The organism is Microbispora sp. CL1-1, from assembly GCF_012034195.1.
In the GTDB taxonomy this organism is placed as follows: Bacteria; Actinomycetota; Actinomycetes; order Streptosporangiales; family Streptosporangiaceae; genus Microbispora.
In genome coordinates this window covers 228322-253861 of record NZ_JAATEK010000007.1, presented here as the reverse complement: position 1 = coordinate 253861, position 25540 = coordinate 228322, and the positions used below count along the sequence as shown (strand labels likewise).

Annotated in this window: 24 protein-coding genes; 9 read left to right on the top strand and 15 right to left on the bottom strand. The window is 73.5% G+C overall.

Going from position 1 to position 25540, the window contains the following annotated elements; genetic code table 11:
• Positions 1-121 precede the first annotated feature (121 nt).
• Positions 122-931 carry a glucose 1-dehydrogenase gene (locus HCK04_RS12060; protein ID WP_142647248.1) on the bottom strand — a complete coding sequence of 270 codons (810 nt, stop codon included), beginning with the start codon at positions 929-931 and terminating at the stop codon, positions 122-124.
• Positions 932-1019: 88 nt separating this feature from the next.
• On the opposite strand from HCK04_RS12060, the gene HCK04_RS12055 reads away from it, so the two are divergent.
• Together HCK04_RS12055 and metE are read left to right on the top strand one after the other, a co-directional pair.
• Positions 1020-1877, top strand: a complete 858-nt coding sequence (locus tag HCK04_RS12055; RefSeq protein ID WP_142647247.1) for a helix-turn-helix transcriptional regulator — start codon at positions 1020-1022, stop codon at positions 1875-1877.
• A gap of 112 nt (positions 1878-1989) precedes the next feature.
• Entirely contained in the window at positions 1990-4218 is a 2229-nt protein-coding gene (gene metE / locus HCK04_RS12050; protein WP_142647246.1) for a 5-methyltetrahydropteroyltriglutamate--homocysteine S-methyltransferase, read from the top strand.
• Between the two features lie 20 nt (positions 4219-4238).
• Here the strand turns inward: metE and HCK04_RS12045 are convergent, their stop codons facing one another.
• Positions 4239-4913 (bottom strand): response regulator transcription factor, encoded by a 675-nt coding sequence (locus tag HCK04_RS12045; protein ID WP_142647245.1) that lies wholly within the window; start codon positions 4911-4913, stop codon positions 4239-4241.
• Positions 4910-6346: a sensor histidine kinase gene (locus HCK04_RS12040; RefSeq protein ID WP_240971311.1), complete on the bottom strand. Its 1437-nt coding sequence runs from the start codon at positions 6344-6346 to the stop codon at positions 4910-4912. The genes HCK04_RS12045 and HCK04_RS12040 overlap by 4 nt, the downstream gene beginning before the upstream one ends.
• Positions 6347-6543: 197 nt before the next feature.
• Between HCK04_RS12040 and HCK04_RS12035 the strand changes: the two genes are divergently transcribed.
• Positions 6544-7551 (top strand): carboxymuconolactone decarboxylase family protein, encoded by a 1008-nt coding sequence (locus tag HCK04_RS12035; RefSeq protein ID WP_142647244.1) that lies wholly within the window; start codon positions 6544-6546, stop codon positions 7549-7551.
• Positions 7552-7690: 139 nt separating this feature from the next.
• On the opposite strand, the gene HCK04_RS12030 is transcribed toward HCK04_RS12035, so the two are convergent.
• From HCK04_RS12030 to HCK04_RS12020, 3 genes are all read right to left on the bottom strand, one after another.
• On the bottom strand, positions 7691-8473 hold the full coding sequence (locus HCK04_RS12030; protein ID WP_142647243.1) for a PhzF family phenazine biosynthesis protein: 783 nt from the start codon (positions 8471-8473) through the stop codon (positions 7691-7693).
• Positions 8474-8484: 11 nt separating this feature from the next.
• Positions 8485-9603 (bottom strand): acetate/propionate family kinase, encoded by a 1119-nt coding sequence (locus tag HCK04_RS12025; RefSeq protein ID WP_142647242.1) that lies wholly within the window; start codon positions 9601-9603, stop codon positions 8485-8487.
• A gap of 75 nt (positions 9604-9678) precedes the next feature.
• A complete protein-coding gene (locus HCK04_RS12020; RefSeq protein WP_142647241.1) occupies positions 9679-10443 on the bottom strand; it encodes a class I SAM-dependent methyltransferase in 765 nt (254 codons plus the stop codon).
• 98 nt (positions 10444-10541) lie between these two features.
• Between HCK04_RS12020 and HCK04_RS12015 the strand changes: the two genes are divergently transcribed.
• The 4 genes from HCK04_RS12015 (at position 10542) to HCK04_RS41010 (ending at position 12679) form a co-directional block, all read left to right on the top strand.
• On the top strand, positions 10542-11084 hold the full coding sequence (locus tag HCK04_RS12015) for a CGNR zinc finger domain-containing protein (protein ID WP_312845733.1): 543 nt from the start codon (positions 10542-10544) through the stop codon (positions 11082-11084).
• Positions 11085-11204: 120 nt separating this feature from the next.
• Positions 11205-11954 carry an SDR family oxidoreductase gene (locus HCK04_RS12010; RefSeq protein ID WP_142647239.1) on the top strand — a complete coding sequence of 250 codons (750 nt, stop codon included), beginning with the start codon at positions 11205-11207 and terminating at the stop codon, positions 11952-11954.
• A gap of 80 nt (positions 11955-12034) precedes the next feature.
• Positions 12035-12265 carry a hypothetical protein gene (locus tag HCK04_RS12005; protein WP_205830119.1) on the top strand — a complete coding sequence of 77 codons (231 nt, stop codon included), beginning with the start codon at positions 12035-12037 and terminating at the stop codon, positions 12263-12265.
• 252 nt (positions 12266-12517) lie between these two features.
• Positions 12518-12679 (top strand): hypothetical protein, encoded by a 162-nt coding sequence (locus HCK04_RS41010; RefSeq protein WP_205830118.1) that lies wholly within the window; start codon positions 12518-12520, stop codon positions 12677-12679.
• 4 nt (positions 12680-12683) lie between these two features.
• On the opposite strand, the gene HCK04_RS11995 is transcribed toward HCK04_RS41010, so the two are convergent.
• On the bottom strand, positions 12684-13418 hold the full coding sequence (locus tag HCK04_RS11995) for a protein phosphatase 2C domain-containing protein (RefSeq protein ID WP_142647238.1): 735 nt from the start codon (positions 13416-13418) through the stop codon (positions 12684-12686).
• Positions 13419-13476: 58 nt separating this feature from the next.
• Between HCK04_RS11995 and HCK04_RS11990 the strand changes: the two genes are divergently transcribed.
• Together HCK04_RS11990 and HCK04_RS11985 are read left to right on the top strand one after the other, a co-directional pair.
• Positions 13477-15603 carry an N-6 DNA methylase gene (locus HCK04_RS11990; protein ID WP_142647237.1) on the top strand — a complete coding sequence of 709 codons (2127 nt, stop codon included), beginning with the start codon at positions 13477-13479 and terminating at the stop codon, positions 15601-15603.
• Between the two features lie 110 nt (positions 15604-15713).
• Positions 15714-16616 carry a serine/threonine-protein kinase gene (locus HCK04_RS11985; protein WP_142647236.1) on the top strand — a complete coding sequence of 301 codons (903 nt, stop codon included), beginning with the start codon at positions 15714-15716 and terminating at the stop codon, positions 16614-16616.
• A 27-nt stretch (positions 16617-16643) separates the two neighbouring features.
• Here HCK04_RS11985 and HCK04_RS11980 read toward each other — a convergent pair whose 3' ends face one another.
• The 8 genes from HCK04_RS11980 to speB form a co-directional block, all read right to left on the bottom strand.
• Positions 16644-17687, bottom strand: a complete 1044-nt coding sequence (locus tag HCK04_RS11980; RefSeq protein ID WP_142647235.1) for a DUF2293 domain-containing protein — start codon at positions 17685-17687, stop codon at positions 16644-16646.
• Positions 17688-17702: 15 nt separating this feature from the next.
• Positions 17703-18869 (bottom strand): rod shape-determining protein RodA, encoded by a 1167-nt coding sequence (gene rodA, locus HCK04_RS11975; protein ID WP_142647234.1) that lies wholly within the window; start codon positions 18867-18869, stop codon positions 17703-17705.
• Positions 18866-20914 (bottom strand): penicillin-binding protein 2, encoded by a 2049-nt coding sequence (gene mrdA / locus HCK04_RS11970; RefSeq protein WP_205830117.1) that lies wholly within the window; start codon positions 20912-20914, stop codon positions 18866-18868. The genes rodA and mrdA overlap by 4 nt, the downstream gene beginning before the upstream one ends.
• Positions 20907-21437 carry a rod shape-determining protein MreD gene (gene mreD, locus HCK04_RS11965; RefSeq protein WP_142647233.1) on the bottom strand — a complete coding sequence of 177 codons (531 nt, stop codon included), beginning with the start codon at positions 21435-21437 and terminating at the stop codon, positions 20907-20909. The genes mrdA and mreD overlap by 8 nt, the downstream gene beginning before the upstream one ends.
• Complete coding sequence (gene mreC, locus HCK04_RS11960; protein WP_142647232.1) at positions 21437-22210, bottom strand: rod shape-determining protein MreC; 774 nt, start codon at positions 22208-22210, stop codon at positions 21437-21439. The genes mreD and mreC overlap by 1 nt, the downstream gene beginning before the upstream one ends.
• A gap of 35 nt (positions 22211-22245) precedes the next feature.
• Positions 22246-23280 carry a rod shape-determining protein gene (locus HCK04_RS11955; RefSeq protein ID WP_168065851.1) on the bottom strand — a complete coding sequence of 345 codons (1035 nt, stop codon included), beginning with the start codon at positions 23278-23280 and terminating at the stop codon, positions 22246-22248.
• 97 nt (positions 23281-23377) lie between these two features.
• Complete coding sequence (locus HCK04_RS11950) at positions 23378-24421, bottom strand: hypothetical protein (protein ID WP_205830116.1); 1044 nt, start codon at positions 24419-24421, stop codon at positions 23378-23380.
• A gap of 74 nt (positions 24422-24495) precedes the next feature.
• Positions 24496-25509, bottom strand: a complete 1014-nt coding sequence (gene speB / locus HCK04_RS11945) for an agmatinase (protein WP_142647231.1) — start codon at positions 25507-25509, stop codon at positions 24496-24498.
• Positions 25510-25540 lie beyond the last annotated feature (31 nt).

The window sequence follows — 25540 nt, the reverse complement described above, 5'->3', positions numbered from 1 at the left end:
CCCGCCGAGTGGCGGTGCAAGGCGTCGGCAGGCGGCACGGCCGGAGCCTGATTTATAAGCGTGGTCGATGAATCCGGGCCGGCGGCCCGGGCCCTCGGGGCGGGGGAGCGCTGCACAGGGGTCAGACCCGGGCGCCGCCGTCGACGCGCAGGACGGCTCCGGTCACGAAGGATGCGCGGTCGCTCAGCAGCCAGGCGGCCGCCTCGGCGATCTCGGCAGGGTCGGCCCCGCGGCGCAGCGGTGTCACGGCCGTGAGTCGCTCCTGGAGACCCGGGGACTGCGCCTCCCAGGCGAGGATCATCTCGGTCAGCGTGTTGCCGGGAGCGATGGCGTTGACGCGGATGCCTTCGGGGCCGTAGGTGACGGCGGCCGACTCGGTGAGGCTGTTGACCGCCCGTTTCATCGCACCGTAGGCCGGCAGCTCCGGGTTGCCTCCCCAACTGCCGACGGACGAGTTGTTGACGATGGCGCCCGTGCCCGCGGTGCCCCGGATCACCTCCACCTCGGCGACCATGGCCAGCCAGACGCCCTTGAGGTTCACGGCGTAGACGCTGTCGAATTCGGCCTCGGGCATCCGGTCCAACGGGCCGGGCTGCTGGCCGATCGCCCCGTTGTTGAAGGCGACGTCGAGCCGGCCGTACAGGTCCGCGGCGCGGTTCACGGCGGCGCGCACGCTCGCCGCGTCGGCCAGGTCGCACACCACGTAGTCGGCGGTGCCGCCCGCCGCGCGGATCTCCTCGGTCACCGCCTTGAGCTGAGCCTCGGTCCGGGCCGCGAGCAGCACTTGTGCGCCCTCCCGGGCGAACAGCCGCGCCGCCGCGGCTCCGATGCCGCGTCCGGCGCCGCTGACGAAGGCGACCTTGCCGTCGAGCAGGCCGGAAGCGCCGGGTGTGGTGGGGGTGGTCGTGTCGATGTTCGGTGTGTTGTCCATGGCAGTGAGCCTGCGCCGGTGGGCGCGGGCCCATCCAGGCATCGGCGGTACCTGGCTCGGCCTGCGGCGTCGCGCGCACACTGGAGGCGTGGACCGACGAGAACTGGCCGACTTCCTGCGCAGCAGGCGCGAGCGGATCAGCCCTGCGGACGTGGGGCTGCCCGCCGGGCCCAGGCGTCGTACGCCGGGGTTGCGGCGTGAGGAGGCGGCGCAGCTCGCCTTCATTTCGACGGAGTACTACACGCGGCTGGAGCAGGCCCGCGGTCCGCGCCCGTCGCGTGAGGTGCTGGCCGGGCTGGCCCGGGCCCTGCGCCTGTCGGACGCCGAGCGCGCCCACCTCCACTACCTCGCCGGCGCCTCGCCCGCCCCGCCGCCGGGGCCCTCGCGGGAGGTCCGGCAGAGCATCCTCGACCTGCTGGCGAGGTTGCCGCAGGCCGCGGCGTTCGTGACGTCCGCCACGTTCGAGGTGCTCGCCTGGAACGAGCTGGCGGCGGCACTCATGGAGGACTTCTCGGCCCTGTCGCCGCGTGACCGCAACCTGGTGCGCCGCGTGTTCCTCGCCCCCCACCCCGAGAGACGGCCGTTGTACGGAATCAACATGGCCGACGCCGACGACTTCGCCCGGCACGCGGCCCGGCGGCTGCGCGCCGCCGCCGCCCGCTATCCCGACGCGCCCGAGGTGACCGGGCTGGTGGACGAGCTCCTCGCGAAGAGCCCGGAGTTCGCCCGGCTGTGGGCTTCCCACGACGTCACGGACCGGCCCACACTCTCCAAGACCTTCCACCACGCGATGGTCGGCCCGATCACCGTCAACTGCGACGTCCTCGACATCGCCGACCGCGATCAGCAGATGGTGATCTACACCGCCGTCCCCGGTTCACCGTCCGATCAGGCGCTGCGGCTGCTGTCGGTCATCGGCACGCAGCGCATGGACGCCCCCCGGTGACCGGCGGAGTGACCCGCCGAACTGATCCATAAGCGGGGTCAATAGATCCGCCACACCAGGACGGGACGAGGGGAGGATGCGGGGCGTCCCGTTCGACATCTGAGGAGTGGTGATGACGTCGTCCTTTCCCGCATCGACCGTGCTGGGCTATCCGCGGATCGGGCCGGATCGCGAGTTGAAGCGGGCGCTGGAGTCCTACTGGGAGGGGCGTTCCAGCCGTACGGACCTGGAGGAGACCGCGCGGCGGGTGCGGGAGGACACCTGGCGGCGGCTCGCCGCGCTCGGGCTGGAGGGCCTGCCGTCGAACACGTTCTCCTACTACGACCAGGTGCTCGACACGGCGGTGCTGCTGGGCGCGGTGCCGGGGCGTTACCGGCACGACGACGACCTGGCGACCTACTTCGCGATGGCCCGGGGCGCCGAGGGGATCGCCCCGCTGCGCATGACCAAGTGGTTCGACACCAACTATCACTACATCGTTCCCGAGATCGGCCCGGACACGGTCTTCTCGCTCGACGCCGCCAAGCCGCTGGGCGAGGTGCGCGAGGCCCGCGCGCTGGGGCTGGAGACCCGGCCCGTGCTGGTCGGGCCGGTGACGTTCCTGCTGCTGTCGCAGGCCGCCCCGGACAGCCCGGACGGCTTCGCCCCGCTCGACCGGCTGGACGACGTGGTCGAGGTGTACGCGCGTCTGCTGGCCGAGCTGGCCGCCGAGGGCGTCGGCTGGGTGCAACTGGACGAGCCCGCCCTGGTCGCCGACCGCACCACCGCCGAGCTGGCCGCGGTCGAGGCGGCGTACGACCGGCTGGGACGGCTGGAGCACCGGCCCGCGCTGCTGGTCGCCTCCTATTTCGGGGATCTCGGCGACGCGCTGCCCGTGCTGGCCGGAGCGCCGGTCGAGGCCGTCGCCCTCGACCTCGTCCGGGGCGCGGCCCAGGGCGTGGAGACGCTGGATGTGGAGGCGCTGCGCGGCAAGACGGTCGTCGCCGGCGTGGTCTCGGGACGCGACGTGTGGCGCACCGACCGGGACCGCGCGCTGGCCACGCTGCTCGCCGTACGGGAGCGTGCCGGGCGGGTCGCGGTGAGCACGTCGTGCTCGCTCCTCCACGTGCCCTACGACGTGGAGCGCGAGACCGGCCTCGACCTCGCGCTGCGGGAGCGGCTGGCGTTCGCGGAGCAGAAGGTCGCCGAGGTGGTCGACCTGGCGGCCCGGCTCGCGGCCACACCCGCGCGTGACCTGCCCGGACAGCCCGCCGCACCGGAGCGCCCACACGCGTTCCCGGCCCGTACGGAGCAGGGCCGCGCCCCCTACCCCGTACGGGCGGCGGTGCAGGCCGAGCACCTGAAGCTGCCGCTCCTGCCGGTCACCACGATCGGCTCCTTCCCCCAGACGGGTGAGCTGCGCCGCGCCCGGGCGGCCCTGGCGGCCGGGCAGATCGGCGAGGCGGCCTACGAGAGCATGGTCCGCGCGGAGATCGAGCAGGTCATCGCGCTGCAGGAGCGGCTGGGGCTGGACGTCCTCGTGCACGGCGAGCCCGAGCGCAACGACATGGTGCAGTATTTCGCCGAGCACCTCGACGGCTTCGCCGTCACCCGGCACGGCTGGGTCCAGTCGTACGGCTCGCGCTGCACCCGCCCGCCCATCCTGTACGGCGACGTGCGGCGGCCGGAGCCGATCACTGTGCGGTGGGCGCGGTATGCCCAGTCGCTGACGAGCAAGCCGGTCAAGGGCATGCTCACCGGCCCGGTGACGATCGTGGCCTGGTCGTTCGTCCGCGACGACCTGCCGCTGCGCGAGGTCGTGTTCCAGGTCGCCGACGCCGTGCGTGAGGAGGTGGGCGACCTGGAGGAGGCGGGCATCCGTGTCATCCAGGTCGACGAGCCCGCGCTGCGCGAGCTGGTGCCGCTGCGGCGCGCCGAGCAGGCCGCCTACCTGGAGTGGGCGGTCGCGGCCTACCGATGGGCCACCTCGGGAGCGAGCGAGCACACGCAGATCCACACGCATCTGTGCTATTCGGACGCCGACGAGATCCTCGCCGCGATCGACGCCCTTGACGCGGACGTCACGAGCATCGAGTCGGCGCGCTCGCGGGGACGGGTGCTCGGCGCGGTCGGCGCCTTCCCCCGGGGATTGGGGCCGGGCGTGTACGACATCCACTCGCCGCGCGTACCGGACGCCGACGAGGTGGAGCACCTGCTCGCGGAGGCGCTGCGGAGCGTGCCCGCCGAGCGGTTGTGGGTCAACCCCGACTGCGGGCTGAAGACCCGCACGTACGAGCAGGTCGAGGCGGCGCTCGCCAATGTGGTCGAGGCGGCGGCCCGCCTGCGCGAGCGCCTCTTCTGACCGCTTTCCTGGGGAACGGTTCAGCGGGGCCTGGCGGCACCCCGGGGGATCACCAGGCCGGACTCGTAGGCGAAGACGACGAGCTGGGCCCGGTCGCGCGCGCCGAGCTTGGTCATCGCCCTGCTCACGTGGGTCTTGGCGGTGAACGGGCTGATCACCATGTGAGCGGCGATCTCCTCGTTGGTGAGGCCGCGCGCGACCAGGGCGACGACCTCCCGTTCGCGGTTGGTGAGCTGCTCCAGGGCGGCAGTCGGCACGGCGTCCGGCGGGCGGGAGACGTACTCGCTGATGAGCGTCCGGGTGACCGCGGGCGACAGCAGGGCGTCGCCGCGCGCCGCGACCCTGATCGCCTGGACGAGCTCCGCCGGATCGGTGTCCTTGAGCAGGAAGCCGCTCGCGCCCGCCCGCAGCGCGTCGAACACGTAGCGGTCGAGCCCGTAGTTGGTCAGGATCACCACCCGGGTGGCGGCCAGGCGGGGATCGTCGGCGATGCGGCGGGTGGTCTCGATGCCGTCCATCACCGGCATCTGGATGTCCACGAGCGCGACGTCGGGCACGTGCCGTTCGGCCAGTGCCAGGCCCTGGCTGCCGTCGCCCGCCTCGCCGACCACCTCCACGTCGTCCTCGGCGTCGAGCAGCGCCTTGAATCCGGCCCGGATCAGCGCCTGGTCGTCCACCAGCAGCACCCTGATCACGCCGCTCCCTCCCGCACCGGGAGGGGCAGCTCGGCGTGCACGGTGAAGCCGCCGTCCGCGCCCGGACCGGTGTGGAGCCGCCCGCCGAGCGCGGACACCCGCTCGCGCATGCCGGTGAGCCCGACGCCCACATGAGAGGACTCGTTCGGTGTCGCGGTTCCTCTGCCGTCGTCCTCGACGCGTACGACGAGGGCGCCGGGCAGATAGCGGACCTGCACGGACGCCGAGGCGGGGCCCGCGTGCCGCGCCACGTTGGTGAGCGCCTCCTGCACGATGCGGTAGGCGGTCAGGTCGACCTCGGGCGGCAGGGCGCGGGGCGTGCCGCTGATCGACAGTGTGGCCGGCACGCCCGCCGACCGGGCCCGCTCGACCAGTTCGCCGATCCTGTCGGCCCGGGCCGCGCCGGGCGCGTCGTCGGGGCCGGGTTCGCGCAGCACCTCAAGCGTCGCGCGCAGCTCGCGCATGGCGTCCGCGCTCGCGTCCTGGATCGCCAGCAGCGCGGGCGGCACCTCGTCGCCCCGCTTGCGCGCCAGATGGACGGCCACCCCGGCCTGCACCTTGATGATCGAGATGCTGTGGGTGAGGGAGTCGTGCAGTTCCCTGGCGATGCGCAGCCGCTCCTCGCCGGCCCGGCGCAGCGCGACCTCCTCGCGGGTGCGCTCCGCCTCGACGGCCCGCTGCTCGGCCTGGCGCAGGTACGCCTGCCGCTGCCGGGAGACGACCCCCGCCACGTTGGCGGCGACGAACCAGCCGACGAGCAGGCCCACCCGGTCGACCACCTCGCGCGGGGTCCCGCCGCCGAGGTCCGACAGCTGCACCAGCAGGACACCGGTGAGATAGACGGCGCTGCCCGCGACCGCCCACACGCGACGGCCCGCGGCGGCCGCCGAGAACACCGTGATCAGGAGGGGGAACGCGGTCGCCGTCTCGGGCTGCACCCGCAGGGCGTAGACCAGCATGCAGGCCGCGGAGACGACGAGCGCCGTCACCGGCATCGCCCGCCGCACGGCCAGGGCGGCGGACCCGGCCACCAGGAGCAGGTAGCCCACCACCCCCAGTTGCGCGGGCCCGTTCGGCGAGCCGGGAAGCAGGGTGCCGCCCGCGAGCGCCACCGCTACGACCACCCCGAGCACGGCGTCCGACAGGTGGAACCGGGGGAGGGGGCGTCGCCCGGCCTCCGCCCCGTCGTCCGAGACGGCCGGTTCATCCGATCCCTCCGGTTCCTCCGGGAGGGCCGGCCCGTCCGACAGGACCGATCCCTTCGAGGCCGCCGGTTCATCTGCGCGGCCCGGGTTCTTCGGGAGAGCAGGGTCCTTCGGGAGAGCAGGCTCCGCGAGTGCCCGCGGCTCGGGCGGCGCGGGCATGTCCACGATCACCGGTGGCTGAGACTTCCGTGGGCTGGAGGAGGCCTGCCGTCCGCGATCGCCGTCCATGTCAGCAGAGTAGACCGAGGACGATTCGGCCCGCCTCCTCCCGGCGGACCGATCCCGCACTACTCCCCCCGGAGTACGGCCGCCGCCCCGCAGCCGCGCGGGGAGCGGCCGGAAACGCATTCCGCCGTACGACGACGTGGGCGACCGCGCTCGGCAGGATCGGCTCGCATGACAGCACCACCGATGAGGAGGCCGCGATGCCGACGCGCTACCGATATGTGACCCCGGTGCCCACGGAGGCGGCGGCCGGGCTGATCGCCCAGGTCTACGCGCAGATCACCCGTGATTTCGGCCTGGCCCGCATGCCGCTGTTCCTGACGTTGTCCCCGGCCCCCGAGGTGCTCGCCGCCACGTGGGCGATGCTGCGTGAGTCGCTGGTCGCCGGGCAGGCCCCGAGGGCGGCCAAGGAGGTCGTCGCAACCGGGGTCTCTCTCGCCAACAAGTGCCCGTTCTGCGTGGACGCGCACACCGTGCTCCTGCACGCGACCGGTGAGCACGAGCTGGCCGAGACCGTCGCGCGTGGGGAGAGGCCGTCCGATCCCGAACACGCCCGGCTGTTCGCCTGGGCGTTCGGCACGGCCACGTCCGGGAAGGCGCCGCCGTGTCCGGAGGATCACGCGGCCGAGCACATCGGCACGGCCCTCGCCTTCCATTTCATCAACCGGATGGTGTCGTCGTTGCTTACCGACGACCTTCTGCCGGCCGGCCTGCAACGCTCCCGGCTCGTACGCGGCCTGGGCGGCAGGGCCCTCGCAAAGACGGTGCGCCGCAGGCGGCCACAGGGTGAGGCGCTGCCCCTGCTGCACGGGCTGCCCTCGGGCCCGGCCCCGGCCTGGGCGGCGGGTGCCCCGGCCGGGGTGGCGTTCGCCGCGCTGCGGGCGGCGGCTGGGGAGGGCGGCCACCTGCTGGGCGACTCGGCCAGGGAGGCGGTCGTGGAGGCCGTCGCGGTCTGGGACGGCGGGCACCCGCCGCTGACCGGCTGGCCGTCCGGCCCGCTGGAGGACGTCGCGCCCGCACAGCGCCCGGCGGCCAAGCTCGCCCTGCTGGCGGCCCTCGCGCCTTATCGGGTGGCCGACGCGGACGTGGCCGCCTGGCGGGAGGCCGGGGGAGGACGGTCCGACGCCGACCTCGTGCGGCTGCTGGCGTTCGGGGCGATCACCGCCGTCCGCCGGATCGAGGCCGCTCTCGCGGTCCCCGCCTCCTGACACAGCGCCTCCGACCGCCGTTCCCGCCTCCTGAGGCCGCGAGCGTCCTGACGGCGCGCGCCCGCCCGCCGACATCGCACGCCGGCCGCCCACGAGGATTCCGCGCGGCCCTCCGTGTCCGGGGCGCGGTCGTCGGAGGTCAGACCTCCAGCTCGCCGGACCAGATGGTCACGGCGTGGCCGGCGAGCTCGACGCGGTCGCCGCGCAGGGTCGTGCGCACGGTTCCGCCGCGCCGCGACACCTGCTCGCCGACGAGCGCGTCCCGGCCGAGCCTGGCCGACCAGTGCGGCGCGAGCACGCAGTGGGCCGACCCGGTGACCGGGTCCTCGGGCACGCCCACCCGGGGGCCGAAGAACCGGGAGACGTAGTCGGCGGAGGTGCCCTCGCCGGACGCCGTCACGATGACGCCACGGGCCTCGACCTCGGCCAGCCGCGCCATGTCGGGCTCGGCGGCCCGGACCTCATCGGCCGAGCCGACCTCGACCAGCAGGTCGAACTCGCTGCGGCCGGTCCACACCGGCGTGACGCCGAGGGCCTCGACGAGGCCGTCCGGCGGCGGGCACTGCGCGGCCCGCTTCGCCGGGAAGTCCATCGCGATCAGCCCGCCGTCCGCCTGCTCGGTCGCGAGAATGCCGCTCTTCGTCTCGAACTCCAGCCGTCCGGACTCCCCGAGGGAGTAGAGGACGTGCGCGGTGGCCAGGGTGGCGTGCCCGCACAGCGCGACCTCGACCGCGGGGGTGAACCAGCGCAGCGAGCACGGCCCCTCACCCCGCCCGAGCACGAAGGCCGTCTCCGAATGGCGCATCTCGGCGGCCACCGCCTGCATCCACTCGTCCGGCACGGTCTCGTCGAGGAGGCAGACCGCGGCGGGATTGCCCCGGAACGGCCGGTCGGTGAAGGAGTCCACGGTGAAGATGCGCATGTCTGCGGATTCTACGGCCGCCCGTCTCGGCCACCGGGACGGCCGAGCGCGGCCAGGGTCTCCCGGGCGATCTGGAGCTCCTCGCGGGGCCGTACGACGAGGACCGGCACGCGGGCGCCCGGCGGACTGACGACAAGATCCCGGTCGGCGTCGGTCACGGCGGGCGGCTCCACGCCGAGCAGCGACAGCCTGGCGCACACCGCCTCGCGCACCTCCGGCTGGTCCCAGCCGATCTCGCCGGTGAACACGAGCGCGTCGAGCCGGTCGAGGGCGGCGGTGGCGGCGGCGATCTCCCGGCTCACCCGGTAGGCGAACACGTCGAGCGCCAGGGCGGCGGCCGCCTCCGGCGAGGCGACCAGGTCGCGGGTGTCGCCGGACAGGCCCCCGGAGAGCCCGAGCAGCCCGGAGCCGTGCTCCAGCCCGTCGCGCAGCTCGTCCAGCGTGAGGCGTGCGCCGGACAGCAGCCACAGGAGCATGCCGGGATCGACGCTGCCGGAACGCGTGCTCATGGGCACGCCCTCCAACGGAGTGAACCCCATCGAGGTGTCCACGCTCCGGCCGCCGCGCACGGCGCAGACCGAGCATCCGCCGCCGAGATGCGTGAGGACCAGGCTGACCTTCCCGGCCGGGCGTCCGAGCAGCTCGGCCGCCCGCCGGGCCGCCCACGCGTACGACAGCCCATGGAAGCCGTAGCGGCGCAGGCCCCAGCGCCGCCGCCACCCGGCGGGCAGGGCGTAGGTCGCGGCGACGGCCGGAAGCCCCGCGTGGAAGGCGGTGTCGGGGCACAGCACGTGTGGCACGGACGGCAGCACCCGCCGGGCCGCCTCGACCAGCGCGAGCGCGGGCGGCACGTGCAGCGGCGCGAGGTCCGCGTAACCGCGTGCGGCCTCTACCAGGTCGTCGTCGGCGACCATCGGAGCGCGTACGGCCTCGCCGCCGTGGACGATCCGGTGGCCGACGGCGGTCACCTCGGTGCCCGCCCCGGACAGGAAGTCCGACAGCGTACGCTCCGCCGTGGCGGGGTCCGGGCCGTGCTCGCTGTGCTCGGTGCGCAGCACGCGGCCGTCCCGCACCAGATGCAGTTGCAGGCTGCTGGAGCCCGCGTTCACGGTGAGCACGGTCGGTGTCATGGCCTCCGTCTTTCCGGCGGCCCGGCGGGCAAACCCCCGGCGGGCCGACGGAGAGGATGGCGCGGGCCGGGAGGATTACGGACGCACGGCGCAGAGCAGGCGGTTGTCGCCGCGCTGCCACAGCGTCCCGATCTCGGCGAAGCCCGCCGCCCGCAGGGCCTCGACATGGGTGGACAGATGGAGCGACTCCGAGCCGTGGTGTGCCGCGGTGGCCGGCCGGGGCGCCGCGACACCGGCGAGCTCGGGGTCGGCGGCGATCGCGTCCCACCACTGACGCCAGTCCTCGGGACGGCCGTCGGTGAAGCGCCGCCGCTCCTCGCTCTCGTGCACGGCCCGCTCCAGCCGCGCCAGCGTCGGCGAGGTGTCCTCGGAGCTGAAGTGGTCGCCGTTGAGGAACAGCCCGCCCGGCCGCAGCACGGTCGCGAGCTCGGCGTACACGGCTCGCAGATGGGGCTCGGCCAGCCAGTGCAACGCGGTCGTGCTCACCGCCGCGTCCGCCGGGCGGTCGAGGCCGAGCGCCTCACCCCATCCCGGCTCGCGCAGGTCCAGGTCGGCGAGGCGCAGGCCGTCACGGTCGCCGTACGCCGCCCGGGCGAGCGACAGCAGGAGAGGATCGGCGTCGACCGCGACGACCGTGGCGCGGGGAAGACGGTCGAGCAGGCGGGCCGAGAGCGAGCCGGGGCCGCAGCCGAGGTCGATCACCAGGGGGTCCGGACGGCCGGCGCCCGCCTCGACGGCGTCGATCAGCGCGGTGAAGCGCTCCTCCCGGTCGGGAAGGTAGCCCTCCTGCTGGCGGTCCCAACGGTCGATCCACCGGGTGGCCACGTCGGTTGTGATCATGCCGTCTCCTTGTAACTGGCGTGTATCATTTCGGCAGTTACAACGTAGAAGGCAAGGGCGTAACTGGTCAAGTGAACTTCAACAGTCACACTGATGCCGTGGTGGGCATCGCGGTCGGCCTCGTCAACGCGCTGACCGAGGGTGAGGCGCGGGGTCGGCCGTACGCGCTTCCGACGGGTGAGGCGCGGGCCGCCGCGGTCGGCGACGTGCTCGCGACCGGCGACAGGCGGGCGCCCGAGGTCTCCGAGGCGGAGGCGGACGCGCTCACGGAGATCGCGGGGCGGCTGCGTGGCGTGTTCGAGGCCGTGACGCGTGGCGACGTGGACGCGGCGGCGCTCGCCGTGAACGGACTGCTGGCCGAGACGGACGCCCGCCCGCACCTCGACCGGCACGACGGGGAGCCCTGGCACCTGCACTTCCACGGCGCGGGCGGCACCCTGGCCGGCAACTACGCGGCCGGTTGCGCGACCGGCCTGGCCGTGGTGCTCGGCAGCGAGCTGCACGACCGGCTCGGCGTGTGCACCGCGCCGCACTGCGACCGCGTGTATGTGGACACCTCCCGCAACGGCACCCGCCGCTTCTGCTCCACGGCCTGCCAGAACCGGGTCAAGACGGCCGCCTTCCGGGCGCGCGGCGCCTGACCGCTCCGCCGCCCTTTCCATCGCGCTGTCCGCCGCGCTGTACGCCGGGCTGGAGCGGGCGGAACGCGAGGTCCGATCGCCGCCGGACCTCCCGGCGGCGCCACCGCCATGCTCGATCCCATGAACGAGATGAACGACATGAACGGCAAGGCGGCCCTGGTCACCGGGGGTGGCAGGGGGATCGGCGCGGCGGTCGCACTCAGGCTGGCCGAGCGCGGCGCGGACGTGGCGCTGACCTACGAGCGAGACGAGGACAGCGCTGCCGCCGTGGCCGAGAAGGTGAAGGGGATGGGCAGGCGGACACTGGTCATCCGCGCCGACAACGGCGACGCGGCGGCGGTCACCGCGGCCGTGGACGAGGCCGCCGCGGAGTTCGGCCGGCTCGACGTCCTCGTGAACAACGCGGCGGTCTTCCACGTCGCGCCCATCGAGGACCTCGGACCGGAGGAGGTCGACCGTACGCTCGCAGCCAACGTGCGCGGGCCGTTCCTGGCCGCGCGGGCGGCGGCGGGGCACATGTCCGAGGGCGGCCGGATCATCACCATCGGCAGCAACGTGGCCGAGCGGGCCGTCTTCCCGGGCTTCGCCCTCTACGCGATGAGCAAGACGGCCATGACCGGAATGACCAAGGGGCTCGCCCGCGACCTCGGGCCGCGCGGCATCACGGTCAACCTCGTCAACCCCGGCCCGACCGACACCGCCTCGAACCCGGCGGACAGCCCCATGGCGGACACGATCCGGGGCCTGACGGTCCTCGGCCGCTACGCGGAGCCGGGCGACATCGCCGAGACCGTGGCCCATTTGGCGGGCGACGGCGGGCGCCACATCACCGGAGCGACGATCAACGTGGACGGCGGCTGGGCCGTCTGACCCCAGTCCGGGCCCTAGCGGCCCGGCCACGTGATCGGGCCGCGGGCAGCGGGCCGCGACTCGCATGATGGTCCTCACGTGTGAAGGTCTGCGCGCGGCATGCCTGCACGTACACCCCCGATCTCGATGAGGTCTGGCTGACCGAAAAACGCGCCGACGGCTCGGCCCGCCTCGGCGCGCTTGCCGACTTCGCCGGAGAGCGCGTGCGCAAGTCGCAGAACCTGGAGAACGCCTACCTCCACGGCAGGTTCGGTGCTCTCCCGCACGTGGATCAGACCCCCCTCCTGCGTGCGCTCGGGTTGATCGGCTGATGGCTCCCAACGGACGACGAAGAGAGGCGGAAGGCCGCTGAAGAGGACCGCCGGGAATCGCCCCGAGCTTCGCACGATCATGGTCTTCTGTGAGGGCCGGAGCTCGGAACCCGACTACATCAACGGCCTGAAGCGACTGCCGCACGTAGCAGGCAACACCGCGCTGAACATACAGATTCATCCCGGACAAGGCGTGCCGGTCACGCTGGTCAGGAAGGCCGTGGAATGCGCGAGCGATCCGGAGATCGATGAGTGCCGCTGCGGATGAATGCCGCCCGCTACGCGGAGCGCCTTGACGCGCGTCACGCCGAAAATGGCACGGTCTTTCCGCACGACAACCCATCGTCGGGCATGTACAAGTTTCTGCGGAATCTCGAAGGCGAACAGGTGCGCTCTCGCGGTGCGGGCGGATGAGATTTCAGGCGTCGGGGGCTTCGACGTCGGCGACGACGCAGGAGATGTTGTCGGGGCCGCCGCCCTCGTTGGCCAGCTCGATGAGCCGGGTGACCGTCTCCTGCGGATCGGCCACGGTGGTGAGCACGTGGTGCAGCGCCTCGGGTTCGAGCACGGAGGTGAGCCCGTCGGAGCACAGCAGGTAGCGGTCGCCCGGGTAGGCCTCGCGCAGCGACAGGTCGGGCTCGGCCAGGCCGCTGGTCTCCAGCGCCCGCAGCAGCAGGGAGCGGCGCGGATGGCGGGCGGCCTGGTCGGGGCTCATGCGCCCGTCGTCCACCAGCGACTGCACCAGCGTGTGGTCGCGCGTGATCTGGTAGAGCGCGCCGTCGCGCAGCATGTACGCCCGTGAGTCGCCCACGTGGGCCAGGGCGAACTTCCCGTGGCCGTCCCACAGCATCGCGGTGATCGTGGTGCCCATCCGCTCAAGCGCCGGGTCCTGCGCGGCGAGGTCGCCCAGGTGCTGCCCCGCCTCCCGTACGGCGTCCGCGAGGGCGGCGGCGACGTCGGCGGGAGCCGGACCGTCCTCCAGCTTGGCCAGTGTGGAGATGACGGCCGCGCTGGCGACCTCGCCGTGTCCGTGTCCGCCCATCCCGTCGGCGATGGCGAGCAGGCGCTCGCCGGCGTGCACCGAATCTTCGTTGTTGGCACGCGAGCGCCCGACGTCCGACCCCGCGGCGTACCGAATACGGTTGTGCGTCATGGTTTTGAGTAAACCATTGGTTGAGTCACTTCACAAGCACAGTGCTAGGCTCCTGTTCATGAGCCACGACGCCCAGGCGGACACCACGGCGGACACGACCGCGCGCCCGGCCGCCGCGAGCCCGCTCGAGGCCGCCGTCGAGGCGGCGGTCGAAGCGACCGTGAACGCGGGCGACATCGCCCGGCTCGCCGACGTCGGCAGGGCCGCGGTCAGCAACTGGCGCCGCCGCTACGAGGACTTCCCCCAGCCGGTCGGAGGTACCGCCTCCAGCCCGCTTTTCTCGCTTCCCGAGGTGGAGGCGTGGCTGCGCAGGAACGGCAAGTCGTTCGAGGTGTCGCAGGGCGACCGTGTCTGGCAGCGGCTGCGCGCGTCGGCCGACGACCTGCGCCTGGGCGAGGTGCTGGGGGAGGTCGGGGCGTTCCTGCTCTACACGCTCCGCGACCCCGACGGCTGGAAGCTGCTGTCCGCCGCCCCCGACCTCGCCGTACGGCTCCCGCGTGCGGTGGCGGAGGCGACCGCCGACCTGCCCCCGCGACCCGGGGACGTGTCGCAGGTCGAGCCCGGCCTGCTCCGGCTCGTCGCCGGGATGGCCGAGCGGAGCGGTGCGGCCGGCGCGTTCGAGTTCCTCTGCGAGCGGTACGCCGAGGCGCACAGCCGCAGGCTGGCGCTGACCCGTCCCGACGTGGCCGCACTGATGACCCGGCTGGCCTGCCCTGGGGCGCGCACGGTGCTCGACCCCGCGTGCGGCATGGGCACGCTCCTGCTGGCGGCCGGAGCCAACGGAGCCAACGAGACCGCCGGGGCCATCGGGGCAGCCGGGGCAGCCGGGGCCACGGCGGCGCAGGGCGACGTGCGGCTGCTCGGCCAGGACGCCAACGAGACGGTCGCGCTGCTCGCGGCACTGCGGCTGCTGCTGCGCGGGCGGGACGCCCGGGTCGTCCCGGGAGACGCGCTGCGGCACGACGCGTTCCCGCCCGACCCGCCGCAGGACGTGCTCGCGGACGCGGTCGTGTGCGACCCCCCGTTCAACGAGCGGGCGTGGGGCCACGAAGACCTCGTCGGCGATCCGCGCTGGCAGTACGGCATGCCCCCGCGCGGCGAGTCGGAGCTGGCCTGGGTGCAGCACTGCCTCGCCCACGTGCGGCCCGGCGGGCTGGTGGCCATCCTGATGCCGGGCGCCGCGGCGAGCCGCCGCCCGGGACGCCGCATCCGGGCGAACCTCCTACGGACGGGCGCGCTGCGCGCGGTCCTCACACTGATGCCCGGCGGCCCCGACCTGTGGCTGCTGCGCCGCCCCGAGCCCGGGGAACGCCAGCCCGGCGCGATCCTCGTGGCCGACGCGGGAGACGACCCGGCGTCCGTCGAAGCGGCCTGGCGGGCCCACCTCGCGCAGACCGAGCTGCCGCCCGGCTGCCGCACGGTCAGGATCATCGACATCCTCGACGACGAGGTGGACGTGAGCCCCGCGCGGCACCTGTCGCCCCGGGTCGACACACGGGGCTTTCCCGCGGCCGGCGCGCGCTTCCGGGAGGCGGTCGCGGCGCTGGCCGACGACATGCCCGACCTGGAGGTGCTCACCGGCGGCGCCGCGGGCTGGGACGCGTCGTGGGCGACGGTGGCCGAGATGGCCAGATCCGGGCTGGTCACCATCAGGCACTCGACGATGCGGGCGCTGCCCGCCGACGTTCCCGATGTTCCCGGTCGCGGGGCGGCCGAGGAGGGAGCACCCGAGGGCGGAGTGCCGGTGCTGACGGCCGACGACATCGCGGCAGGGACGGCGCCGTCGCGGCGGATTCCGCGCGCTTCCGGCCTGCTCGCCGTACGGCAGGGCGACGTCGTCGCGTCGGCCGTCACCGCCCGGGTGGTCGTGGGGGAGGGGGCGGTCCTCGGCCCCCATCTCAGCCTTTTCCGCGTCGATCCCGGCAAGGTGGATCCCGAGTTCCTCGCAGGGTTCCTGCGCTACGCCGCGGGCGGCGGCCGGCCCCACCTCGGCAGCAGCCGGGTGGAGGCCCGCCGGGCCCGCGTGCCCCAGCTTCCCCTGGCCGTCCAGCGGACGTACGGCACGGCCTTCCGGCGGCTGCTCGCGCTGGAGGACGGGCTGCGCGAGGTGGCCGCGGCGGGCGAGGCGTTCACGCGGCTCGGCGTCGAGGGCCTGATCGACGGACGCCTCCGTCCCCGTGGGTGACGCGGCGGCCGGCTCCCCCGGGGAGAGAGTCCTGTTCACCCCGTCACCGAGCCCGAGCATCACGGACGGATCCGGTAGCTTTTTCCCCGAAAGGCCGACGGGAGGGGCGCATGGTCATCGGCGACCGGTATGAGCTGGACGACCTCCCTCTGGGGCAGGGCGGCATGGGCGCCGTATACGGCGGGCATGACCGGCGGCTCGACCGCAAGGTGGCGGTGAAGTTCCTGCGGCTGCCCGACGGCCCCGACGAGGAGTTGCAGCGCCGGTTCATCCGCGAGGCGCGGATCCTCGCGAAGCTCGATCACCCGGGCGCGCCCGTGCTCTACGACTTCGGCACCTACGAGCAGCGGCTCTTCCAGGTCATGCAGTTCATCGAGGGTGTGACGGTCGCCGACCTGCTGAGCGAGCACGGCCCGCTGCCGGTGCCGTGGGCCGCGGCCATCGCCGCGCAGGCGTGCGCTGTGCTGACCGCCGCGCACGAGCTGTCGATTTGCCACCGGGACCTCAAGCCGACCAATCTCATGCTCTGCCCGGACGGCAGCGTGAAGCTGCTCGACTTCGGGCTCGCCATGTTGCGTGAGACGGACGTCGCGGGGCGGACGGCGCAGTTCACCCGGATCGGGCAGATCCTCGGCACCCCGGCGTACATGTCGCCCGAGCAGATCCAGCGGGGCGTCGCCGGGCCGAAGAGCGACCTGTACTCCCTCGGGTGCGTGCTGCACGAGATGCTGACCGGCGACCAGTTGTTCACCGGGCCCACGGAATATGCCGTGTTCGACAAGCAGGTGAAGGAGCAGCCGCCCCGGGTGCCGGGGGTCCCCGCCGAGCTCGACGGTCTCATCGCCGAGCTGCTGGAGAAGGACCCGGACAAACGGCCGCCCGACGCGCACACGCTGTTCGAGCGGCTGCAGCCGTTCGCGGTCGACCTGCCCCCGCTGCCCGGCTTCCTCAACCCGTCGTCGGTCCCCAGCCCCGGGCGCATGTACGCCCAGATGGTCGGCCGCGTCCGCTGAGGTCCGTTCAAGGTCGGCCGGGAGCGCTCAGCCGCGCCAGGCGGCGAGGACCTCCTCGACCCGGGGGCGGATCCGCTCGCGGGCCGTCATCCTCGGCACTCCGGCCATCAGCAGCTCGTCGTAGTCGGTGTCCAGGTGGCGCACGCTCGCGATCACGGCGAGCGTGATGGCGTTCTCGTCCAGCGCCCGGGCGGCGGCGGTGCGGCCCACCCGCCCGCTCCCGCGTACGGCGGCGTGCGCGGCGATGGCCTCGGCCCGTTCGGCCGGGCAGCGGGGGAACAGGCGGCGGATCCGCTCCGCCATCCGGGTCTGGAACTCGGCGTCCTCATCGGCCCGGCGCTCACGGTCGCGCTCGCGGCGGCGCAGCCGCGCCTCCTCGTCGGCAAGGCACTGCTCCTCGGCCCGCGTCAGCGCGTCCTCCTCGACCAGCACGCCGAGCCGTTCGTATCGCTTGCGCCGCCGGTTGAAGCGGACCACCACCGCCGACAACCCGCTCTCCTTCTTGGCGCGGCGGCTCAGCGCCGCGTTCCCCGCCGGGAGGAAGCACAAGTGGTCCATGTCGGCGCAGGTCAGGCAGTGCGGCTGATCATCCTCCATGATCAGGTAAGGCCCGGTGTCCCCGCACCCGGCGCACGTCCACGCGTCCAGCGGCGCCACGGCCACGAGGTCGGGGGCCTTGCTCTGCCGGTCGGTGATCTGCCGCCGCCGTGCCTCGCTCAGCTCCGGAGACAGCCAGTGGACGCGGAAGGCGCGCTCCAGGTCGTCGTCGCCCGCCGCCGTGAAGCGCAGCGGCCGCCGGTCGCGGGTGCCCGCCGTGTATGTCGCCTCGCTCTCCAGCAGGTTCCTCGACAGGGCCCACGCGCGCAGATGCGACAGCGCCTCCGCCATCCGGCCGGCGTCCACGGCGGCCAGCTCTTCCAGGTTGCCGGTGCGGCCCTGCCGCCAGGTCTCCACGTGGCGGTCGTGCAGCCACCGCAGGCCGGTGAGCACGTCGATCGGGGTCACGTACTTGCGGGTGGCCAGGGCGATCTCCGCCGCCTGGGCGACCCGTCCGCCGAGCTTGCTGCGCATTCCTCCAAGACTGCCCTATGCCGGGGTGCGCGTACGCCGGTTCACGGCGGCCAGCAGCCCCACGGCCGCCAGGCTGGAGATGGTGGCCGACCCGCCGTACGACACGAACGGCAGGGGCAGCCCCGCGACCGGCAGCAGGCCCATGGTCATCCCGATGTTCTCGAACGTCTGGAACGCCAGCCAGCACACCACACCGCCGGCTACCGCCGTCCCGAACGGCGTGGGGCTCTTGGCCGCGATCCACAGGCCGCGCCACAGCAGGGCGAGCATCAGCAGGATCACGCAGGCCGCGCCGACGAAGCCGAGCTCCTCGCCCGCGACCGTGAAGATGAAGTCGGTGTGCTGCTCGGGCACGAAGTGGCCCGCCGTCTGCTCGCCGTGGAACAGGCCCTTGCCGAGCAGGCCCCCCGAACCGATCGCGATCCTGGCCTGGGTGGCGTTGTAGCCCATGCCCATCGGGTCGGCGTCCGGGTCGGCCAGCACCATCAGGCGCTGGAGCTGGTAGGGCCGGATCAGGTCGAGTCGCCACACCAGGAGAACACCGGCGGCCCCGGCGGCGGCGAACGCCGCGAACCACCTCTTGGGCGCGCCGGACACCACGATCGTCCCGGTGGTCAGCACGAGGAAGACGAGCGCGGTGCCATAGTCGGGCTGCAGCGCGATCAGCCCGACCGGCAGCGCGGCCAGGCCGAGGGCGAGCAGCACGGCCCCGGCGCCCGGCCTGCGCTCGCCGTCGCGCGGCTCGCCCAGCGCCGTCGCCAGAGCCAGCACCGTGGCCGCCTTGGCGAACTCGGACGGCTGGAACTGCAGCCCGTCGCCGAGCACGATCCAGGCGTGCGAGCCGTTGACCGTACGGCCCAGTGGGGTCAGCACGGCGATCAGCCCGGCCAGCCCGAGCAGGTACAGCACCGGGACGTAGGCCCGCAGCATCCGCAGGTCGATCCGCGAGACGGCCCACAGGAGCGCGAATCCGATGCCCACGCTGAGCGCCTGCCGCTGCAGGAGCGTCGAGCCGGGGTCGTTGCGGGTGGCCGACCACACGAGCAGCAGCCCGATCGCCGACAACGCGGCCGCGGGCAGCACCAGGCCCCAGGCGGGGAAGACCGCGAGTCGCGCCCACGACCTGCGCCTGGTCGCCCGGCGCGACGGCAGCCGTACGGACAAGGGACCGAGTGTCGTCACCGCGCGCCACCCGCCTTGGAGAACGCGACCGGCGACAGGGAGGCGGCCCGCGTCCCCTTGCCGCTTTCCTTGGTGTGCTTCTTCGTGTCGTGCTTCTTCTCGCCGTCGTGGGTGAGGGCGGCGATGCCCTCCCAGATCTCCCTGGCGGCGGGGGCCGCGGTGGTCCCGCCCGTGCCGCCCTGCGAGACGACGACCACGACCACATATTTGGGCTTCTTCACCGGGCCGAAGGAGGCGAACCACGAGGTGTCCTGCCTGCCGTACGCCTCGGCGGTGCCGGTCTTCCCAGCCACGGGCAGCCGCTTGAAGGAGTAGCCCTTGAAGGCGCCCGCGGCCGTACCGGTGCGCGGCACCTCGGCGAGCGCGTCGCGGATGAACCGCAGCGTTTTGCGCGAGGCGTCGATCTTTCCCACGACGGGCGGGGTGATCGTGCGGACCACGGTGCCGTCGGGGCCCACGAGCTGCTTGCCGATCCTGGGGCTGAAGACCGTGCCGCCGTTGGCGAGCGCGGCGTATCCCCGGGCGAGCTGGAGCGGCGTCACCAGCACGTCGCCCTGGCCGATCGAGAAGTTGGCGGCGTCGCCCGCCCACCACACCCCGCCGGAGCGGCAGTTGTCCGTGGCGAGCGCCTTGAGGTAGGCCGCCCGCTTGCGGTCGGACATCTCCGGATAGCCGGTCTTGGCGCGGCGGCAGGAGTCCGCCTTGGTCCGCTCCCAGTTGGCCTTCTTCCAGGCGCGGTCGGGCACCCGTCCCGACGCCTCGTGCGGCAGATCGATGCCGGTGGGCGTGCCGAACCCGAACTCCCTCGCCATCTTCTGCATCGGGTCCTTGGGGTGTTCGACCGGCTTGAGGCCGCCGTCGCGCCGCCACATCCGGTCGGCGAACCGGTAGAAGATCGTGTCGCATGACACCACCAGCGCCCGGTGCATGTCCATCCGGCCGAGTGCGGCGCTTTCGAAGTTGTGGAACACCCGGCCGCCGATCGTGTAGCCGCCCGGGCAGTCGTAGGAGCCTCGCAGCGGGTAGCCCGCCTTCGCCGCCGCGGCCGTCGAGGTCACCTTCCAGGTGGAGCCCGGCGGCCACTGCCCCTGCACGGCCGCGCTGACCAGCGGCAGGCCCTCGTAGTCGCGCTGCGAGATGCCACCGGTCCACACGCTCGGGTCGTAGGTGGGATAGTCGGCGATCGCCGTCACCCGCCCGGTCTTCGCCTCCAGCACCACCGCCGCGCCGCTGTCGGCGGGCTCGCCCCGCTTGCGCGCGGCGGTCACCGCCCGGGTCAGCGCCCGCTCGGCCACCTCCTGGATGCGCGCGTCGATGCTGGTCACCAGCGTGTCTCCGGCCACGGCGGCCTCCTCGCGGATCAGGCCGGTGACCGTGCCCGTGCTGTCCACCGCCACCTGCCTGATCCCGGTGCGCCCGGCCAGCTCGCGGTCATACTGCGCTTCGAGGCCGTCGCGGCCGATCAGCTCCGGGCCTCCCTCGGGGTCGTCGGGGGAGGGCGGCTGCAGATAGCCGAGCACGTGCGCCGCGGCCGAGCCGAGGGGATAGGTCCTGACCGGCCGCAACGCCGTGCTGACGCCGGGGAACTCGTCCTGCCGCTCCGCGATCCACAGCGCCGTGCGCACGCTCACGTCGTCCGCGACCACGATCGGCTGGTACGGCGAGCCGGGCCAGCACGGCCGGGGCACGTCCGCGGCGCACAGCCGGGCACGGTCGGCGATCTCCTGGTAGGGGCGGCCCAGGGCCCGGGCGAGCCGGGTCAGCACGTCCTTCCCGCCGTCGGGCTGGTGGATGAGGGCCATGTAGTCCACCGACACCTGCGGTTTGGTCTCGTTGGCCACCAGCGGCCGGCCGCGTACGTCGAGGATCCGCCCCCGCACCGGCGGCAGGACGACCGAGCGGACCCGCGTCTCCGTGGCCGCTCTGGCGTACGACGGGCCGGTGACGATCTGCAGATACCACAGGCGGCCGAGCAGGGTCAGCATGAGCGCGGTCACCACGACGAACACGAGCGTGAGGCGGCCCCGGTGGACGGTCCTACGCAAGCCGCCTCCCCCGGCCGTACCGATCGCGTGAGGAGTCTCTGGGCACCCGCCCGAACGACCGGCGACGGGGCAGCAGGGCGAGGGCCGCCGCCACGAACGCGGCCAGTCCGGCGGTCCAGGCGACGGCGCCGGGCGCGAGGGCCGTGCCCCACGGCGTGCCGTCGAGCAGGGCCGCGAGCACGCCACCGGCGAGCGTCGTGCCCAGGGCCACGGCGGCGGCGACGGCGGCGCGCCGCCCGGCCGAGCCGTCCGCGGTGATCCGCGCGCACACCCACCCGGCCAGGCACATGACCAGGGCGAGCCGTCCGATGGTGTGGTCGGCGGGCGGCGCGACGTCGGCGGCCAGGCCCGCGGCGAACCCCAGGAACGCTCCCGCTCCCGGGCGCAGCAGCGGCGCGAGCGCGACGACGGCGACCAGCACGACGTCGGGCCCGCCGCCGGGCAGTGACAGACCGTTGACCACGGCGACCTGGAGCACCGGCGCGACGAGGACGACGAGCACGCACGCGACGACCGCCTTCATCACGCCCCCTTCTTCGCGGCGTCTGCGCCCCGGCCGACCGGCGCGTCCACGGCCGCGGCGTCCGGCAGCGGCCCCAGCACCACGGTGACGAGGTCGAGCGCGGTGAAGCGGACGAAGGGCCGCACGAGCGCCGTCCTGGTCAGCGCGTCCGGCGCGGGCTCGACCGTGACCACCGTGCCGATCGGCACGTCCGGCACGTACGGCCGCATGTCGCGCGAGCCCAGCGTCACCACCCGGTCGCCGGGCTTCACCTCGGCGGAGGCGTTGAGCAGGCTCAGCCGCAGCAGCCCGTGCTCGGGGACGCCGGTCACCAGGCCCACCTCACGCGAGCCCTCCAATCGGGCCCCGATCGAGGCGCCCGAGGCCGTGGCGAGCTGCACCGTCGCCGTGCCGGGGCCGGAGCGCAGGATCCGGCCGACCAGCCCGTCGCCGTCGAACACGGTCATGTCGCGGGTCACGCCGGCCTCCGAGCCGGTGTCGACGGTGACCGTGCCGTCCCGGCCGAAGCCGATGACGTGGGCCGGCACGACCTGGTAGCCGTCCGCCTGGGCGGGGGACGGGGTCGTGCGCCGGGCGGCGAGCAGGTCGGCGCGCAGCCGGGCGTTCTCGCGTTCGAGCTCCGCCAGGCGGTGCTCGCCCGACGCCCAGCGGACGCCCGCGGACGCCGCGTCCTCCAGCCCGCCGAACACGGCCGACCCGAACGCCCGCAGCGGTTCGAGCGGGGTGACGGTGTCGGCGGCGATCAGGGCGGCGGAGACGAGCGCGAGCAACACGGGCGCCCGGCGACCGGAGGAGCGACCGGAGGATCTCATCGACGCGTTTCGGGGAGGAACACGTCCTGCATCTCGTCGAAACGCTCGACGCACCGGCCCGCGCCCAGCACCACCGACTGGAGCGGCTGGTCGACGAGGTTGATCGGCATGCCGATGGCCTTTTCGAGCCGCTCGTCCAGCCCGTCGAGCAGCGCGCCGCCGCCGGTCAGCACGATGCCGTTGTCGATGAGGTCGCCCGCCAGCTCGGCCGGGCACTGGTCGAGCGTGCTCTGCACGGCGTCGATGATCGTCTGCACCTGGTCCTCGATCGCCTCCCTGACCTGCGCGCGGTTGATCGTCGCGGTCTTCGGCAGGCCGGTCACCAGGTCGCGGCCCCGGATCGGCATCGGTGTGGTCTCGTCGCCGCCCGGCCGCGCGCTGCCCAGTTTGATCTTGACGTGCTCGGCCGTACGCTCGCCGAGCATCAGGGAGTGTTCCTTCTTGACGTAGTTGACGATCGCCTCGTCGAGCTCGTCGCCGCCGACCCGCACGGACTTCGACACGACCACCCCGCCGAGCGAGACGATCGCGACCTCCGTCGTGCCGCCGCCGATGTCCACGACCATGTTGCCGGTCGTGTCGCCCACGTTGAGCCCCGCGCCGATCGCCGCGGCCATCGGCTCCTCGATGATGTGGACGCGGCGGGCGCCCGCCTCGTACGCCGCCTCCCTGACCGCCCGCTGCTCGACGCTCGTGGTGCCGCTCGGCACGGCCACGACGACCCGGGGCTTGGCCAGGTAGCGGTTCTTGTGCGCCACCTGGATGAAGTGCCGCAGCATGCGCTCGGCCGCGTCGAGGTCGGCGATCACGCCGTCCTTGAGCGGGCGCAGCGTGGCGATGTGGGGCGGGGTCCGCCCGATCATCTCCTTCGCCGCCGTCCCGACCGCCACGATCCTGTCCGTGTGCAGGTTGACCGCCACCACCGACGGCTCGTCGAGGACCACGCCCTTCTTGCGTACGTACACGAGCGTGTTGGCCGTGCCGAGATCGACCGCCATGTCCCGGCCGAGCAATCCCCACGGGAAACCCATCGCCGACCAGCTTTCAGAAAGGAGGGAGAGCACGCGTGATCGCTGCCCGGCGGCCCTGCCTCTAAACAGAACGGTCCCTCCCGTACGAACCGGACGGCTAGGCGACGCTGAGATAGAGGTCTCTCGCCAGCTTCGTCACCCGCTGGGCCGACTGCGTGAAGGACGCCCCCGAGGGCTGCAGGGTGAGCACCACCATGATCAGCCGGTCGCCGATCACGCCAGTAGTGTGGAGCACCGGACGGCCGAAATCAACCGGGTTGCCGCTTATTGTGATCGCCCCGATACGGTACGACGTCGCCTTCGCGCGGGTGCACTTGACGGGAGGAACCGCGCCGAATCCGGACCAGCCCTGCTTGATCGCCCAGGGCCGGGGGACGGCGCGGGGGATGCCGAAGAACTGGTCGAAGCCGTCGCGGGCGCACTGCGACGCCTTGCGCAGGTTGCCGAGGACGAAGTCGCGGACGCGGGGCTCGGCCCGCCGCAGCAGATACCGGTAGACGAGCGCGATGTCGGCCGCGCTGATGGCCGTGTAGCCCCAGAAGCCGGGTTTCGCGGCGGGCGGCGGGGCGGTTTCGGTCAGGCCGATCCTGCGCGCCATCCGCCGTACGATCTCGCCCTGGCCGCCGCGCCGCCACAGGGCGGTCGCCGCATCGTCGTCGCTGCCGCGGAGCATGGGCGTCAGCAGCGCCATGTCCCGGGCCGGGATCTTCCCCTTGTGCCGTTCCAGATAGTCGGTGGCGATGAGGATCTTCACCACCGACGCCGACCGGAACCGGTGGTGCGCCTGCTTCTGGGCGACCGTCTTGCCCGTGGTCACGTCGACCACGGCGTATCCCGCCGTCACCCCGGCCGGCACCTGTACGGGCTTCACCGGCGACCGCACCGGACGGCCCGCCGACGCGTCCCTGGTCGCTCCAGCGCCGCGCCCGGCGGAACCGGCCGGATCCGGCGAGGTGGCCGGGGACCGCGCGCCCTGCACGGCCGGGATCGTCGTTCCGGCCGCCGTCGCGGCGCCGTCCGAGGATCGCGTGGCCGCCGCGCGCGCCGAGCGCGTGGCGTTGCCCTCCGCCGCGCAGCCGGTCAGGAACGCCGGGAGCACGGCGGCGACGGCCAGGACGGCGGCGGTTCTCGATCGCTTCATCCGGCCATGCCTACCAGATCGGCTCCCGGCCGCGGGGGGAAATATGCGGCAAGCGCCGGTTGTCCGGAGCGGGGTCAGCGGCCGTCGAGGAGGGGCTGCTTCGGATCCCAGCGGGTGCCGTCGGCGGCGTCCCTGCGCCGCCGGGCGATCGCCGACAGCGCTTCAAGCACGACCCGGTTGCCCAGGTAGGCCGTGATGTCCGCGTGGTCGTACGGCGGGGCCACCTCGACGATCTCCAGGCCGACGACGGGCAGCTCATAACAGGTCCGGCGTACGGCGTCGAGGAGCTGGCGGGCCGACAGGCCGCCCGGCTCGGGCGTGCCGGTGCCCGGCGCGTGGCCGGGGTCGCAGACGTCCACGTCGACCGACAGGTAGACCCCGTCGCAGTCGTCGAGCGCGATCGCGTACGCCTCGGTGAGGCACTCGTCGAGGCCCCTGGCGACGATCTCGGTCATCTCGTACGACCGCATGCGCTGCCCGGCCATCCAGTCGAGGATCTCCGGCCCCGGCCAGTAGCCGCGCAGGCCGATCTGCAGGAAGCGGTCGCCCCGGATGGCCCCCGACTCGATGAGCCGCCGCATCGGCTGCCCGTGGCCGTGCAGGTGGCCGAACTCGATGTCGCCGGTGTCGGCGTGGGCGTCGAAGTGGAGCATGGAGATCCGGCCGAAGCCGTGGTGGCGGGCGACGCCGGTCGCGTCGGGCAGGGCGATCGTGTGGTCGCCGCCGAGGACGACGGGGATCGCCCCGGAGGCCGCGATCCTGGCGACCGCGTCCTCGATCGCGCGCAGGCTGCCCTCGATGTCCCCGGCGTAGGTCTCCACGTCTCCTGCGTCCAGCACCCGCAGGTCCTTGAGGGCGTCCACCCGCAGCGCCAGGCTCGGGCGGGAGCCGTCGTGGGGGAGATAGCAGGTCTGCCGGATGGCGTTCGGGCCGAAGCGTGCGCCCGGCCGGTGGGAGGTGCCGCCGTCGAACGGCGCGCCCAGGATGACGACGTCGGCGTCCGCGTAGCCGGCCGGATCGTCGAGGTCGCACCGCTCGACGCCGAGGAACGTGATGTCGGGGCCGAACATCTGGCCGTAGCGGGACACGCTGACTCCTGGGATCAAACCGGCCTTATCG